Source organism: Christiangramia aquimixticola (assembly GCF_048285835.1).
Classification (GTDB): Bacteria; Bacteroidota; Bacteroidia; order Flavobacteriales; family Flavobacteriaceae; genus Christiangramia; species Christiangramia aquimixticola.
In genome coordinates, this window is sequence record NZ_JBLVTL010000004.1 from 232,884 (window position 1) to 247,601 (window position 14,718).

Annotated in this window: 14 protein-coding genes; 4 read left to right on the forward strand and 10 right to left on the reverse strand. The window is 38.2% G+C overall.

The features are described 5' to 3' along the window. From ACNKXV_RS10255 to rimP, 3 genes are all read right to left on the reverse strand, one after another. Positions 1–247, reverse strand: a 247-nt coding sequence (locus tag ACNKXV_RS10255; RefSeq protein WP_417907634.1) for a hypothetical protein, incomplete at its 3' end; no start/stop codon positions are given. Between the two features lie 46 nt (positions 248–293). Continuing rightward, a complete protein-coding gene (gene nusA / locus ACNKXV_RS10260; protein ID WP_417907635.1) occupies positions 294–1,526 on the reverse strand; it encodes a transcription termination factor NusA in 1,233 nt (410 codons plus the stop codon). A gap of 12 nt (positions 1,527–1,538) precedes the next feature. Then, positions 1,539–2,000 carry a ribosome assembly cofactor RimP gene (rimP, locus tag ACNKXV_RS10265; RefSeq protein WP_417907636.1) on the reverse strand — a complete coding sequence of 154 codons (462 nt, stop codon included), beginning with the start codon at positions 1,998–2,000 and terminating at the stop codon, positions 1,539–1,541. 251 nt (positions 2,001–2,251) lie between these two features. On the opposite strand from rimP, the gene ACNKXV_RS10270 reads away from it, so the two are divergent. Further along, complete coding sequence (locus tag ACNKXV_RS10270; protein WP_417907637.1) at positions 2,252–3,079, forward strand: universal stress protein; 828 nt, start codon at positions 2,252–2,254, stop codon at positions 3,077–3,079. Here ACNKXV_RS10270 and ACNKXV_RS10275 read toward each other — a convergent pair. Next, entirely contained in the window at positions 3,076–4,599 is a 1,524-nt protein-coding gene (locus ACNKXV_RS10275; RefSeq protein ID WP_417907638.1) for a hypothetical protein, read from the reverse strand. The genes ACNKXV_RS10270 and ACNKXV_RS10275 overlap by 4 nt on opposite strands. Positions 4,600–4,779: 180 nt before the next feature. On the opposite strand from ACNKXV_RS10275, the gene ACNKXV_RS10280 reads away from it, so the two are divergent. The 3 genes from ACNKXV_RS10280 to ACNKXV_RS10290 all read left to right on the forward strand — a co-directional run bounded on the left by ACNKXV_RS10280 (position 4,780) and on the right by ACNKXV_RS10290 (position 6,158). Further along, positions 4,780–4,992 carry a hypothetical protein gene (locus ACNKXV_RS10280; protein ID WP_417907639.1) on the forward strand — a complete coding sequence of 71 codons (213 nt, stop codon included), beginning with the start codon at positions 4,780–4,782 and terminating at the stop codon, positions 4,990–4,992. An 83-nt stretch (positions 4,993–5,075) separates the two neighbouring features. Continuing rightward, on the forward strand, positions 5,076–5,693 hold the full coding sequence (locus ACNKXV_RS10285; RefSeq protein WP_417907640.1) for a metallophosphatase domain-containing protein: 618 nt from the start codon (positions 5,076–5,078) through the stop codon (positions 5,691–5,693). A 135-nt stretch (positions 5,694–5,828) separates the two neighbouring features. Further along, positions 5,829–6,158: a hypothetical protein gene (locus ACNKXV_RS10290; RefSeq protein ID WP_417907641.1), complete on the forward strand. Its 330-nt coding sequence runs from the start codon at positions 5,829–5,831 to the stop codon at positions 6,156–6,158. Positions 6,159–6,210: 52 nt separating this feature from the next. Here the strand turns inward: ACNKXV_RS10290 and ACNKXV_RS10295 are convergent, their stop codons facing one another. The 6 genes from ACNKXV_RS10295 to ACNKXV_RS10320 form a co-directional block, all read right to left on the reverse strand. Further along, positions 6,211–6,588, reverse strand: a complete 378-nt coding sequence (locus ACNKXV_RS10295) for a response regulator (protein WP_417907642.1) — start codon at positions 6,586–6,588, stop codon at positions 6,211–6,213. Position 6,589: 1 nt separating this feature from the next. Next, positions 6,590–8,941, reverse strand: coding sequence for a PAS domain S-box protein (locus ACNKXV_RS10300; RefSeq protein WP_417907643.1), 2,352 nt, complete (start codon positions 8,939–8,941; stop codon positions 6,590–6,592). Positions 8,942–9,087: 146 nt separating this feature from the next. Then, a complete protein-coding gene (locus tag ACNKXV_RS10305; RefSeq protein ID WP_417907644.1) occupies positions 9,088–11,478 on the reverse strand; it encodes a GumC family protein in 2,391 nt (796 codons plus the stop codon). Positions 11,479–11,481: 3 nt separating this feature from the next. Continuing rightward, entirely contained in the window at positions 11,482–12,276 is a 795-nt protein-coding gene (locus ACNKXV_RS10310) for a polysaccharide biosynthesis/export family protein (RefSeq protein ID WP_417907645.1), read from the reverse strand. A gap of 529 nt (positions 12,277–12,805) precedes the next feature. Then, positions 12,806–13,933, reverse strand: coding sequence for a YjbH domain-containing protein (locus tag ACNKXV_RS10315; RefSeq protein ID WP_417907646.1), 1,128 nt, complete (start codon positions 13,931–13,933; stop codon positions 12,806–12,808). Continuing rightward, a partial coding sequence (locus ACNKXV_RS10320) for a YjbH domain-containing protein (protein ID WP_417907647.1) occupies positions 13,914–14,718 on the reverse strand: 805 nt, incomplete at its 5' end. The genes ACNKXV_RS10320 and ACNKXV_RS10315, both read right to left, overlap by 20 nt.

A 14,718-nucleotide genomic window follows, 5' to 3' on the forward strand; every position in this document is an offset into this window, starting at 1 on the left:
CAATTTCCTTACGCAGCTCTTCCTTTTCTTTCTTACGTTCTTCACCAACTTCTTTGGAAGCAACCTTCTTACTCTTATCGGTTTGGAACTCGTCAGAAAGCACCTCGTAGATTTCTCCCGAGATCTTGGTAGTTGGACGTGCATCAATCTCGTAGCCTTTGGAAGTAAGATATTCCACAGCCCTGTCTAACGAGATATTGAACTCACGTAGAACTTTATTTAATCGCGTTGTTTTCGCTTCTGCCATAAATTGCCCTCTAAATTAACCTCTTTTAATGTATTCAAAAATAATTTTATTCTTCAAATTCTGAGCGAAGAACTCTCATCACATCTTTGATGGTTTCTTCCTCAAGATCTGTACGACGAACAAGATCATCAACATCCTGCTCTAATACTGCTTTTGCAGTATCCAGACCAATCTTTGAAAACTCGGCGATCACCCAGTCTTCGATTTCGTCTGTAAACTCTTTTAACTCAACATCTTCCTCAACACCTTCTCTGTAAACATCGATCTCATACCCGGTAAGTTGACCGGCTAGACGAATGTTATGACCTCCTCTACCAATAGCTTTGGAAACTTCTTCCGGCTTAAGCATAACCTCAGCCGTTTTCGCTTCCTCATCCATTTTAATGGAAGTTATCTTAGCAGGGCTCAATGCTCTGGTAATGAACAACTGCTCATTATTGGTGAAGTTGATCACATCAATATTCTCATTCCCTAATTCACGTACAATACTGTGAATACGAGAACCCTTCATCCCTACACAGGCTCCAACCGGATCAATCCTGTCATCGTAAGAATCAACGGCTACTTTCGCCTTCTCACCAGGTACACGAACAACTTTTTTGATAGTGATCAAACCATCAAACACTTCCGGAATTTCCTGTTCGAATAACTTCTCAAGGAAACCGGGAGCGGTTCGTGACATTATGATCGTAGGTTTATTACCTTTTAGTTCAACGCTTTCGATGATCCCTCTTACGTTTTCTCCTTTTCGGAAAAAGTCAGACGGAATCTGGCGATCTTTTGGCAACACAATCTCATTACCTTCATCATCAAGAAGAATAATGGCTCTGTGTCTTATATGATGAACTTCTGCAGTATAAATCTCTCCTTCAAGATCTTTAAACTGCTTGTACAGGTTCGTATTATCATGCTCATGAATCTTTGAAATAAGATTTTGACGCAATGCCAAAATAGCTCTTCTTCCAAGATCTATAAGCTTAACTTCTTCTGAAACATCTTCTCCAACCTCAAAATCCGGCTCAATCTTTCTTGCCTGGCTAAGAGAAATTTCCCTGTTGGAATCTTCTACTTCACCATCAGCAACAACGATCCGGTTTCTCCAGATCTCAAGATCTCCTTTATCAGGGTTTACAATAATATCAAAATTATCGTCTTCCCCATACTTTTTCTTTAAAGCATTTCTAAAAACATCCTCCAGAATAGCCATAAGGGTTACTCTATCGATAAGTTTATCGTCTTTAAACTCGGAGAATGACTCAATCAACGCGATATTTTCCATATCAATATGTGATTAAAATGTTATTTTAACTTTCGCTTCAACAATATCAGAATAAGGCAAAACTACCTCTCTCTGTACTGTTACTTTCCCTTTCCCAACCGGCTTAGGCTCTCTGGCCTTCCAGGAAAGTTCTATTTCCTCTTCATTAGCAGAAACAAGGTCACCTTCAAACTTATCGTTCTCGGTTTTCACCTTTAATCTGCGACCTAAATTCTTTTTGTATTGCCTTGGTATTGAAAGAGGTTCAGAAACCCCTGCCGATGTAACCTCCAGAGAGAAATCCTCTTCTTCCCTGTCCAGGTTGTGCTCTATGGCACGGCTTACCATTATACAATCATTTACTGAAACTCCCTCGTCACCATCAAGCACTATCTTAATGTGATTAGCGGAGTTTATCTCAAGGCTGATTAAAAATAATGATTTATTTTCTTCAAAAACCTTCTCTGCTAATTTTTCTACTTTCTCTTTCAGCATATGTTTATAAAAAGAGGGGACTTCTGTCCCCTCGCTGTACTAAATTTCAGTTTCAACGCTGCAAATATAGCAATATTTTCCAAGTATAAAAACGTGATTATAAATGAAATGAGCTATACCCGTAATTCCACTCAAATTTTAGCAAATTTTTCATAAATGGAATGCGCTATAAAAAATGCATTAAATGAGAGTAGCTAAAATATTCTTCGTAAATTTAATAGAAGCCCGTTTAATCTAATCTTACATGCGTTATGAGAAATATTCTCGTCCCTACAGATTTTAGCGACCGCGCTGAAAATGCTCTTAAGGTTGCCGCACAGCTGGCAAGAAAATTTGACAGCGAGATCTTCCTGTTGCATATGCTGGAACTCCCCTTACAACTTATCGACCCGGTAAATGGCAGCAGCCACAATATGCCCGAAGCTATTTTCTTTATGAAACTCGCGCATCAGCGATTTGCCAAACTCATGAAACAGCCTTTTCTCGAAGGAATCAAAGTACACGAAACCGTGGAATTTCACCGGGCTTTTGACGGAATAATGGAAATAAGTAAGGAGAAAAAATGCGATCTAATCGTTATGGGTTCCCATGGCGCCAGCGGAGTACAGGAAATGTTTATTGGCTCGAATACCGAAAAAGTGGTGCGACATTCTGAAATTCCTGTTTTGGTTATTAAGCAGAATATTCAAAACTTTCGCATAGATAATTTTGTTTTCGCGACAGATGCGAATCCCCGGGACAAGGGAACTTTATCCCATGCTTTTAAATTTGCAAACAGTATAGACGCGAAACTTCATTTGCTGTATGTTAACACTCCTAATGACTTTACCACCAGCAAGCAAACCATTAAAAAACTTGAGGAATTTGTGAATGGTCACGAAGCTGCAGATTATGACATGCATATCTACAATGATCTTACGGTAGAAAAAGGCATTCTCAACTTTGCAAAAAGTGTAGATGCAGATCTTTTGGGAATTGGAACACATGGTCGCAAAGGAATCGCTCACTTTTTTAATGGCAGCATTAGTGAAGATCTGGTAAACCATACCAGCAGACCGGTAGTTACCTTTAAGATCTAAAGGAATGTTTTCATAGCCCCTTTTCTAATAAGGTTCCAGAAATAATTCCAGAAAGATTTGGTCTGGTCCCGTTCATAGGTGATCTCCTTATATTCAGCTTTATCGTTCAAAGCTTTGTTTTTAACCAGTAGATTCGCCAAAGCCGAAACCAGTTTATTCTTTTTCTGCTTATCCTTCTGAAGCACTTCCACTTTAAAATCTTTGTATTCCAGTCGCATATCCCCCGTGGCCTTAGTTGAATTTCCGGTATAGACGAAATTCATCTTCAGGATCTCCCCATGAGCTTCCACATTCATCGCCGGTTTTAAAAACTGATTCATCTGTTCAGCAGAGAGATTTCCCATCTCGCCTGAAATTCTAAAATAATCGCTCTTATTATTCACTTTAAAACTCCAGTCAATAGAAAGTGGAGCTGACTTCATAAAATTGGCCCGCGCTCTTACTCTGGTGGTTGGAAAATCTTTGCGATCCAGATCAAAATTGGTGATATTCTCTATCTCCCCATTTAAATTTGAAAAATCCACCACCCCCGGTTCCCTGTTGGCATGCAGGCGTTCTTCATATTTCAGGTATCCGTTAACCAACTTAACATGATCCAACTTTAATTTTATCGGCAAATCCCTAAGCATTTTACTATAGAGAGATTTATAGGAAGTTTCGTCCGGCTTTAATTTATCCCGGTAAATCTCAAAGTGAAAATTGGAGATCAGAGTATTTTCACTTTGAAACCTGGACTCCTCATTTTCCGGATCCCATTTAAAACTGTTCAAGGCTAAGGAATCTATTTTAAGGATATACCTGTCTTTTTCATTTTTTAAATATTTCTGATGTCCGGCTTTGGAATATTTCGGCAGGATTTGCAGATTTTTCACCCCAAGATCCTGGTCTTTAATTTGAATTTTGCCTGTGGATAAAACCTGAAGTTGATCGAGATCATAGAAAATACTATCTATTTTTATCTGTCCCGGAGAGAAAATAAAAGGCAATTTAGCTTTTAATGAAGCCGAGTCGATCAATACATCTTTTAAGTCAATGGCTCTAATTTTAGCGAACAACCTGTGTTGTAAACTGTCCTTTTCAAAAATTTTCAAACTTCCGCCGTTAATATTCACCTTATTTATAAAGATCTTATTTTTAAAGGATTTCGACTTTTTAGGCGCAATAGAATCTTTGGACCGGGAAGGCAGATCAAAAATCTTCACATTGGGATCATTAATAATGAGCTTCCCCACTTCCACATTTTTATTGACGATATACTCATACAGATTTATATTCTCCAATCGAATTAAATCTAAAGAAAGTTGTTTTCCCTTAATAGACAGTCGGGCATCAAAAACCTCGGCAGACCGGTTTAATATTTTTACATCTACTTTCCTGTAGGTTGCCTGTATATTATCCAGGTTAGCTTCAATTCCTTTTTTGATCTTAGCTTCCAGAATATTATTAGCCACTAACAGTCCTAAAGCCAGAACCGCAATCCCTATTAGTACCCCTACGGCAATTTTATTTGAGCTTTTCAATTTGCATCTATTTGAACCCGAAATTTACAATTCGGAAACCGTCGCCGATCAGGTTTAAGATTATTTAACTTAAAAGTTTGTAAGCCAGAAGGTACCAAAGTTAAATTTTCGTCAAACTTGATTATTAGTCGGGATGGTATGGATATTGGGTAGTATATTTGAACAGAATAATTTATAAAGATGTTTTTAAAAGTAGGTTTAAAGGTAATGTTTGTGGTAATCGAGTTGTTCCTCGGTTTTTACAGCCTGGCCGTAAGCGAAAGCTTATTGGTAAAATTTTTGTTTTTTGCGGTTACGGCAGCCATCATTTCCTTTGCGATGCTGAAAACTATCAATAAAGTTCTTCCGGCAGATCATGGTACTTTCAACTTTGATGAAGAAGAACAGGAATAAAAAATTCGGAAAAAGAAAAATTGAAATCCGCTGAAAATTTTCAGCGGATTTTTTTTCATTAGCTTTTTAAAATATTCTGCTTAATGAGACTCGTTTGCCTTGCCGATACCCATAACCAACACCATGATATTGCGCTTCCAGATGGAGATGTTCTTATACATGCTGGTGATTTTACCGATGGGGGCACGCGCAATGAAACCAATAATTTTCTGAATTGGATAGCAGCCCAGCCTCATAAATACAAACTTATAGTCCCGGGTAATCACGATTTCTTTTTTGAAAAGCAGGATCAAATAGATACTATTCCCGGTTCGGTAACTTTACTGATAGATTCCGGAATAAACATTAACGGAATTAACTTCTGGGGTACACCCATGACACCCGGCCTGGAAAACTGGGCTTTTAATAAAGAAAGGGGAAAAGCAATTGGCCAGCATTGGAAAAAGATTCCGCTTAAAACAGATGTTCTAATCACCCATACTCCACCTTACGGAATTATGGATCAGATAGGTAGCGGGTTAAAACTTGGCTGTGAAGAATTGGCAAAATCTATAGATCTTGTCCAACCCAAACTACATTTGTTTGGACACATTCATCATTCTTCCGGCTCTTTAATTAGAGAAAACACTGAATTCTACAATCTTTCTATCCTTGATGAACAGCAGCGAATAATGCATTCCCCAACTATAATTGACCTTTAATGTAAAAATATTCTTAAGAGAATTTATGCTTGAGTTAAATAATTATTAACAGGGAAAGTATTACGTTTTTTTTAACAGCATTTTGGATCTACGGGCCTAATTTAGCCATAACGATAATGAAAAAATGTAGGAACTATGAATGGAATTACTACCCCGGAGATTTTAAATGACCTTAAAAATCTAATTTCTTACAGTATTATTAATAAAAATATAGAGACCGCAAATTTCCAATTGCTACACAAGGAACTGGTAAAACGATATTTCGATGCCAGAAAAGTTTCTATCAACTATGAAGATCACAGCATAGATCTTCAGCTTCCGGTAGGAGACAACAAATACACCAATATCACTTTCGAATGTCAGGATCTGGAAAGATTCCTAAAATCCTGTCTTAAAAAAGATGAAGAAAGCCTGTTCTTTTATCAGAACCTGCTTTCACAATATAATGTAGTATCTGCTGCATAATAATTATTAACCATTCTTATTAAAATAAAAGACCCTTAGAGGGTCTTTCTTTTTATATAGCTTCTCTTAACTCCTGTAACTGAGTAATCCCAATAGGTTTGGATAGAAATCCGGATAAACCCGGAAACTCTTCCAGTTTATCTCTGTCTGAATAGGCAATGGAAGAACTCACCACGTAGACTTTGGTTTTTTCATAAAGATCTTCATATTCCTTTTCGAGGGCCTCAAGAAACTGCCAGCCATCCATTAAAGGCATATTGATATCCAGTAAGATCAATGATGGCAGATTATCTCTGTTTTCTCTAAAGTACTCCAAAGCCTCAAGCGGCCTTAAAAAGAATTCCGCTTCCTCAAAACTTTGAGATCTGTCAATGTATTTCCGGATGATCATCTGGTAAACTTCATCATCGTCAATAACCGCTATATTCATTTTATTTAAATATCACTTTAAATGTTGTACCAATTCCTACTTCACTTTCTACCTCCACATCGCCACCCATGGCATTAATCTGATTCTTGGTTATAAACAATCCCACTCCCCGGGCATCTTTTCTTCCGGAGAAGGTCTTATATAAGCCAAATAATTTATCGCCATGGCGCTTCAAATCGATCCCAATCCCATTATCTTTTATTTCAAGCACCCAATGATTTTCTTCCTTATAACCTTTTATCCAGATCACGGAATCCCTTTCTTCATGACTATACCGCAGCGCATTGGTTATAAAGTTAAGCAACACACTCTCAATATATGCCGAATTAAAATGAACTATCATCCCATCGGGAACTTCAGTTATAACTTCAGCATTCCGGGCATTGATCTGCAAACTCAACATCTCCAGGGTTTGTCCTAATACCGAATTTACAGAAATTGGTTCCACTTTCAAATCCATATTGGTATTTATGGAAACCACCTCATTAAGATCCCGAAGGGACTGATCCAGATTTTTGGAAACCTTCTTTAGCAGGCCTATAAAATTGTTCTTTTCTTCTTCTGAATCTTCCGAATCATAAAGATCAAGAATAGCCTCCATATTACTGGCGTGAGACCTTAGATTATGAGAAACTATATAGGCGAAATTAAGCAGCCTTTTATTCTGTTCCATTACCAGTTCATAAGACTTCACCAGATTCAGCTCAGCCTCACGTTTTTCGGTAATATTCCGCAGGTTGATCACAAACCCATTAATGTTATCGGCATCCAGCATATTGGTTAACGTAAGATTCACCCAGAACCACTGATTATCGGCATCTATTACCTTAAGAATAATATCAGGAATAGGAATACCGGGTTTGGTATAAGCATATTCTATCTTCTCCCGAAGCATATCATGATAATCTGGATGTACATAATGCAAAACCCCATTGACTGAAAAATCAATTTTTTGGTAATTGGTAACTTTACCTAATGATGGAGAGGCATATTTAACGCTGTTCTGATCATCAACGATAAGAATGATCTCATTGGAATTTTCCACCAGAGACCGGAAACGGTTCTCGTTATCTTTCAGCAGCTGTTTGGCCTCCACTCTGGAGGAGATATCTTCCACGAGAGCAATATGCGAAGTAGCCTCTTCACCTTCTGCCCATAAAGGAGAAACATTAAGATTGATCCAGATCACCTTGCCGTTTTTCCTGATAAGCCTTTTGCTCAGATGATATTCCCGTATTTCATTATTACGCAGTTTCTGCATGAGTTTCACATTGGAATCTATATCTTCCGGATGCGAAAAATCTGTATGTTTTTTCCCTGTTAACTCTTCTTCTGAATAGCCGATCAATTCCTGAAATCGTTTATTGGTCTCAAGCACTTTTCCGGTGCGAGAATCTACCCGCGCCATCCCAATGGCCGCCTGATTAAAGATAGTACGGAAACGATGTTCACTATCTGCCAGCTCCCCTGCCTGCATTCTAACCCTGTTCTCGAGAATTACCGGTTCTTTTAAAGCATGATAAACGATCCAACCCAAAGCTCCACCAACCAGCAAAATAAGAAAGGCGACAGGAATCAATTCATAAAACGGACCCCAGATATCCTGCGGAATAATGTAAATTTTCCAGTTTCCATCTGAAACTTCAATATCTTCAGAATAGGAATCTTCAAGTTTCGTAATCCCATCCAGAAAAAAATCCTCTTCACCAGAAACAGGATTTACCTTGGAAAACTGAAAGCTATAATCTTTCCCGGAAAGTTCAGAAATACCGGACTGAGCAATTAGGTTATCGAATTTTATAAGAACCGCAACAAAGCCCCAGAAGTCATCTTTGATGAAAACCGGAAGTCGGCCTACAATGGCTAGTCCGCCTTGTTTTAATTCAAATGGCCCGGCGAAGAACATACGTTTTCGCGCAATTGCCTCAAGCGCCTCATCACGGCGTGCCGGATCTTTTAATATATTGTAGTTGATCGCTTCTTTGTTCTCTTCGTAGGGATAGACTTTAGTAATCACCCCTTTAGGAACCGTTTGTATAGCGTCAATATTTGTATTATTATCGATGATACGGGCAGCAACCTCCTCGAAGTTTTCTATCTGTCCGTCATTATCGATCTGCAAAGCAAGGGAAAGAGCAGCGGAATAGCTGTATTTAAGAGACTGATCGATATTCTGCTCCACCACTTCGATCATGGCGGACATACTGGACTTTCGATCATCCAGCAGTATCTGATAGCGCTGCCAAAGAATAAACAATCCCGCAAGCATCAAAAGCATGGAACTCAGCACTGCGAACAGCATGGGTTTCCTAATGATACCGGAAGATGCAGGGTCTTTGGTTTGCTCAGTCATTTAACGGGGATGCAGGGTATTTTTAAAAATTGTAATTTCTAAAGGGGCAAATATAGTTAAATAACTGTTAACAACCTTAATGGAAAAAATAGGCATAAAAAAACCCGGCGAAGGGCCGGGTTGTATTTTATTATGATTTACTTATTTTAGAAAAACGCTACTTTATTTTTTAGCTTTTTCCAGAAGTTTTCCTCTTCCACTCCGTAGACATAACCATACTTATTACCATATCCAAAATTGGAAAGTTCCACGTCATTTAGAACGAATCCTACATCATGTAGCTTCCCGTCTCTTTTTGCATCCAGAGCAAACTCCTGCAACTTCTTCTCGGTATATCCGGCCCTAACCATATATAAGGTAAGATCGGCGTGTTTATTAATAAGAAAGGTATCTGCAACCAGCATTGCCGGCGCTGTATCAACTATAATATAATCAAATTTAGCCTCCAGCTGATCAAACATTTTAGAAGCTTTTTCAAGTCTCCATAATTCTGCCGGGTTAGGAGGAATACTACCAGAAGGCAGCAACATTAGCCCCGGGTGTAATTTTGAGGTTTTAATAAGATCATCAAGCTGCAAACTATCATTTACCAGATAATCACTAACACCTAAGAGAGTTTTAGTTTGAGCTTCATATCTCTGCAACTGCGGGTTACGCAAATCTGCACCCACCACAGCTACTTTTTTACCAGTATTCGCAAGGGTCATGGCCAGGTTAAAAGCCGTAAAGGTTTTCCCTTCCCCTTTTACTGTAGAGGTAATAAATATCTTTACACCGGTTTTCTTATCATTAGAGTTCACAAGTAAATATTGCAGGTTGGTATGCAAAATTCTAAAGGCCTCTGCAAGGATACTACGGTCACTTAATTCAATAATGTCTTTCTGACCTTTTACTACTTTAGGCACCTCTCCAACAATAGGAATTTCTTTCGCAGCTCTTTCAAGATCAGCCCTGTCTTTAACCTTATTGTTAAGCAGATTTTTAAGATAGATAAAAAGGAACGGCACTAATAATCCCAGGATTAACGCCGCCAATAAGATAATCTTCGGTTTAGGTGAAACCGGATCTTTTAAACTATATGCCCTATCTACGATTTTCGCTTTAGGCGCAGTTACAGCTAAAGACAATGAATTTTCTTCTCTTTTCTGTAAAAGGAATAAATACAAGGCTTCCTTGATATTTTGCTGACGTTCTATACCTCTGTACTGTCTTTCTTTTGAAGGCACCGCAGAAATCTTGGACCCAAGCACCTGACTTTGCCTATCCAGATCTTTCTGAGCGATTCTCAAATTAGAACGCATTCTTTCCAGACTTTGCAACACATTAGCTTTGATCTGATCAATTTGAGAATTAAGACGAATTACTATCGGGTTTTTCTCTGTGGAACCACTTAGAATTCGATTTCTTTCCAGCACAAGGCTGTTATACTCCTGAATACTATTATTCACAGCAGTCTCCTCAATCCCCAGATTTGCGGGTAAAAGATCTGTTTTAGATCCGGAGTTAAGATACTCGATCATGGCATTGGCAAGTTCCAACTGAGTTCCTACTTCCTGCTCCCTTTTATTGTATTCACTGGCATTCTCAATATAAATACTTGATTCTGCCTGAATATCGGTTAAACTATTAGCCTCCTTGAATTTTTCTTTTCCGGTCTCAACACTATCCAGCTCCTCATTAATAATGCCTAATCTATCATCAATAAATTCAGCAGTATTCCTGGCAACAAGGTTCTTATCCTCAATGGCTTCGCGGTTATATTCCAATACCAGCTGATCAAGAATATCTCTTGCCTTAGCACGAACAGGATCAACTAAAGTCAGCTCTATTAAACTTGAATTTTTATCGGTTAAATTAACCTGTAGTTTTTCTTTGTAATTTGAAGCTACGGCATCGATTGTGGAAAAACTCACGATAACATCAGTAGACTTTTTATTGAGAACTTCCTCATTTTGGTTGATAACAATATCTCCAAAACCAACATTTACAGGCACGCCAAAATCAGCTTTGAAGCTTTCCCCTGTTTCAGTATTGGTAAGTAAAAGTCCTTGATTATTTTTAGTAATTCTGAAGTTATTTCCAATTTCTTCAGCTCTTTCTGCTAAAGCAACTTCATCAAGCTGCAGCACCTGTACCAGATAAGGAGAATTCAGATAAACTTCTTGGAGGTATAAACCTGAATCATCAAAATATCTAACGTTAAGATCCAGTGCTTTGGTTACACTGGTCATCAAACGACGGGACCTAAGAATTCCTATTTCATTCTCGATGGAATTAGTACCCATCCCAGAAAGTAAGCCCATATCTACAAAAGCCGACATTTCAGATGAAGGGCCTTTACTCTCTTCATCTTTAATTATGATACTTGCCGTTGTACTATAAGTAGGCTCGGTTACTTTAAGATATACAATTGCAACCAGTACAGCAATAACAACACCGGTAATGAACCAGGGCCAGTATTTAAGGTATTTTTGTAATTCCTCTCTTAAATTAATCTCTTCCTCCTGAGGTCTGGGAGTATATTGTTGTTGTGACATAAACTATCGCGTTAATAAAACAGCTAATGATATAAGTACAGAAGCTATGGAAATATATACACCGGCATTACGGTTATAGCTGGCAGACTGTCTTTGCGCTGAATTTGGTTCCACGTAAACCACATCGTTTTGCTGTAAATAATAAAAAGGTGATTCCAGAATTTCCGGATTTGTTAGATCCAGATACTTATAAACTTTCTTCCCATCTACTTCCCGCATAACGAGAACATTGGAACGCTCACCATATATTGAAAGATCTCCGGCAAGTCCAAGTGCTTTGGGCAGACTTAAATGTTCCCCGGTCACATCATAAGTACCGGGCCGGTTAACTTCTCCCAGCACACTAACCTGGAAATTGGTAATACGTACGTTTACAATAGGATCCTGCACGAATTCACTAATATCTTTTTTCAGTTTTGAGGCTAATTCCTGAGTACTAAGACCCTCTACAGTCATTTCACCTAAAACCGGAAATTCAATTTTTCCATCCTTGGCTACCAGATAGGTTTGTAATTGCTGTCTACCCTGAGGAGACAAAGCCAAGGGTCCACTAGTTTCCGGCATTCCAACTACCGGCAGGTTAAATGGCATGGCCGCTGCCTGTTCCGGAGCTGAAACACTTATGGTCAATAAATCATTTGGTTTAATCGCAAGGCTTTTGTTTTGATTTTGCTCAAGGCGTTCTCCAGCTTCTTCAAGCCCCTGAAAATAAACAATTTCTTTTCTGGAAACACAGGAGCTTAACAGGAAAACACAAAGCACTACCTGTAAGGATTTTACGATTTGGGATCGCTTCATTTTTGTCATTCTAAATTGGGTGCGAATATAAGACACTTCTATAAAAAATTCACAATATTTTAACTTTTAAATAAACTCCTCTCTTGCGCTAAATTAATTCGCAGTTTGACTAATAAAATTTTAGGTCATTGAAGGCAAGGTCAAAGCAATCATCCGACAAATTGTGCTTTACAAATTATCCCGTTATAAACCGTCCTTGCGAGGCGTACCGGAAACATGCAATTTGTAAATTCAATCACTAACTATCCTTTCACCAACCGTCATTGCGAGGCGTAGCCGAAGCAATCTCATCTTAAATAGCAGAATTACTAATATAAAGTGATTTCTCACGCTGTTCGAAATTACATTTCACTTCTTTACTTACTGATCACAGTTATTAGACCATTATTAAAAGGGTCATTTCGAAGAAGCAGAGCGACTGAGAAATCCCTTTACTTCAAAATTAAACTTCAGCTCTCATACTTGAGATCGCATCATTCTTTTCGCGATGACCGCTAACATTTTAAAAGCTTAGCAACAGACTAAAAACCTATCGAGTCAAGACCGCTTTCACCCATTTTTCATTATAATTCCTTAACACATTCGCTAACCTGGGAGTACCTCTTCTAACTTGCTTCGCCACGGGGTCAAAACCATTGTAAGAGTAAGCCCAACGAAAGGATTCTGAAGTTCTTAATTCGAATTTATCATTTCGCAAAATCTTACCTGGCCACAGGGAAAATGCAAATTGAAAACCTACAGTATTACCTATATCGGTATGAGATGCAAAAAGGCCCAGTTCTGCTGCGGGATATTGTTTTATCAAATCTATTCTTGCACCTCTATCCATATATAAAAATTGTCCAGCACTTAATTTAAGAGTCGTATTTTCTATTCCGGTGCGCCATTCCACATCCGCAATCGCATAAATATCGTCCATAGACTCACTATAGTACTCCAAACCATATAAACGATAATAACCGGTAAGACCTCCCGCCAAACCAAAGCTCCAGTTAGAATCTAACTGAGCAAATCTATATTCCAGATCAAGTCCATAACGGTCATTATAAAAAGTTCCTGCACTAAGACTTACAAAATGAGAGTTCCAGGGTTGAGCAAAATAATGCAGCATCGTTGGCGCGGCTCTGAGCTTCTTGCCATGATTATCAAGATTATTATGTACAGGTATCGTTATTCCTGATTGCATACTTAGCCCACGGGCTAAGTAAATTCTGGCACCGAGAATGAAATTCAACTTGGTTTCAAAAGGATCTGTAAAATATCCGAATCTTGCACTAAATTGAGGATGAAGCCTAAAGTTAAACCTGTAGTTTCGGAATGGTTTATTATTTTTCTGAAAAAACTCTTTTTCTGCAAAGGAAAGTAGCCGGGATTTTAAATTTTGCGTATCATAAACGTAAATTGGAACATTATGAAGCAGCGGAATCCAGAGAAAATTTTTATCTCTTGTTCGATCAGTCATTAAAAGTTCTGCATACTGAATGCTATGGCCTGGATTTCTAAATTCCCGATGTTCAAAAAAAATTCTTATGGTATCCTCCTCCTCAGCGAAAATAATATTTTCAAATCCAGAAGCAGACAATTTGGAAATATCCAATTGAGCATACATATTACCTGCCAATGAACAAATTATAATACTAGTCCATAGTTTTAGCATACTTTCTTAAGCTTTTAGGTGGAAAATCCAGAGACATATTAAAGGCTGCGTTTAAACCCCAGTCTTTTCCCTCGTAAGTATAGGCCTGTAAATTCAGCCACTGCCAGGGCCTTAAATAAACCCCTCCGTTAATAGTATTGGAATCAAATTCCAACATCAACCCACCAAACTGTATAGGTGAATATGAAAATCCGGCAAAAAATCCAGTTAAATAATCAGCTTTTAAATTAGTTGTAGATTTTCTTTCAATACTATAATCAAAAATAGAATTAGCATTAGGTCTTTTAATAAAAACAAAGGGTGAACCATAGCCCGAGGTTAATTCCATTACTCCAGACCCGATAGATATTCTTTTCGTTAATACAAGATAATCATGAGATAAATAAGGCGCAGCAGAGCCTGGAGGAGTCAACCCCAAAACAATCCCGGGGCGAGTTTCAGTTTCTTTTAAAAGGCGAAATCTAATATCCAGGTGTCGATCTCCAATTCCCAAATTGTTCAACTTTGCCCTAACAGGCCTATGGGCTATCGTAAAATTAACTTCAAAAAACGATGTGAAAGAACCTCGTAAATTATAAAAATACACATCTGTCAATTCATTTTTAAACTGGCTATAATCTCCAGGCATAAACGCAAAAGTCAAACCTACCGGTCGATCTTCGAACCATCCGGCTGTAGGAGTATTAATATATCCCGGCTTACCCATGATGTTTACTTGGGATAATGAGCTATGGGATAATAAGCAAAGAAGAAAAAAAAGGATGATGCGGGAACACATGAGTTTT

Bases quoted from the DNA above. Each gene is read 5' to 3' on its own strand.
- ACNKXV_RS10290 (WP_417907641.1), top strand. From the start codon at position 5,829: ATGAATGGAATTACTACCCCGGAGATTTTAAATGACCTTAAAAATCTA.
- nusA (WP_417907635.1), bottom strand. From the start codon at position 1,526: ATGGAAAATATCGCGTTGATTGAGTCATTCTCCGAGTTTAAAGACGAT.
- ACNKXV_RS10310 (WP_417907645.1), bottom strand. From the start codon at position 12,276: ATGAAGCGATCCCAAATCGTAAAATCCTTACAGGTAGTGCTTTGTGTT.
- ACNKXV_RS10300 (WP_417907643.1), bottom strand. From the start codon at position 8,941: ATGACTGAGCAAACCAAAGACCCTGCATCTTCCGGTATCATTAGGAAA.
- ACNKXV_RS10270 (WP_417907637.1), top strand. From the start codon at position 2,252: ATGAGAAATATTCTCGTCCCTACAGATTTTAGCGACCGCGCTGAAAAT.
- ACNKXV_RS10315 (WP_417907646.1), bottom strand. From the start codon at position 13,933: ATGCTAAAACTATGGACTAGTATTATAATTTGTTCATTGGCAGGTAAT.
- ACNKXV_RS10305 (WP_417907644.1), bottom strand. From the start codon at position 11,478: ATGTCACAACAACAATATACTCCCAGACCTCAGGAGGAAGAGATTAAT.
- ACNKXV_RS10280 (WP_417907639.1), top strand. From the start codon at position 4,780: ATGTTTTTAAAAGTAGGTTTAAAGGTAATGTTTGTGGTAATCGAGTTG.
- rimP (WP_417907636.1), bottom strand. From the start codon at position 2,000: ATGCTGAAAGAGAAAGTAGAAAAATTAGCAGAGAAGGTTTTTGAAGAA.
- ACNKXV_RS10285 (WP_417907640.1), top strand. From the start codon at position 5,076: ATGAGACTCGTTTGCCTTGCCGATACCCATAACCAACACCATGATATT.
- ACNKXV_RS10295 (WP_417907642.1), bottom strand. From the start codon at position 6,588: ATGAATATAGCGGTTATTGACGATGATGAAGTTTACCAGATGATCATC.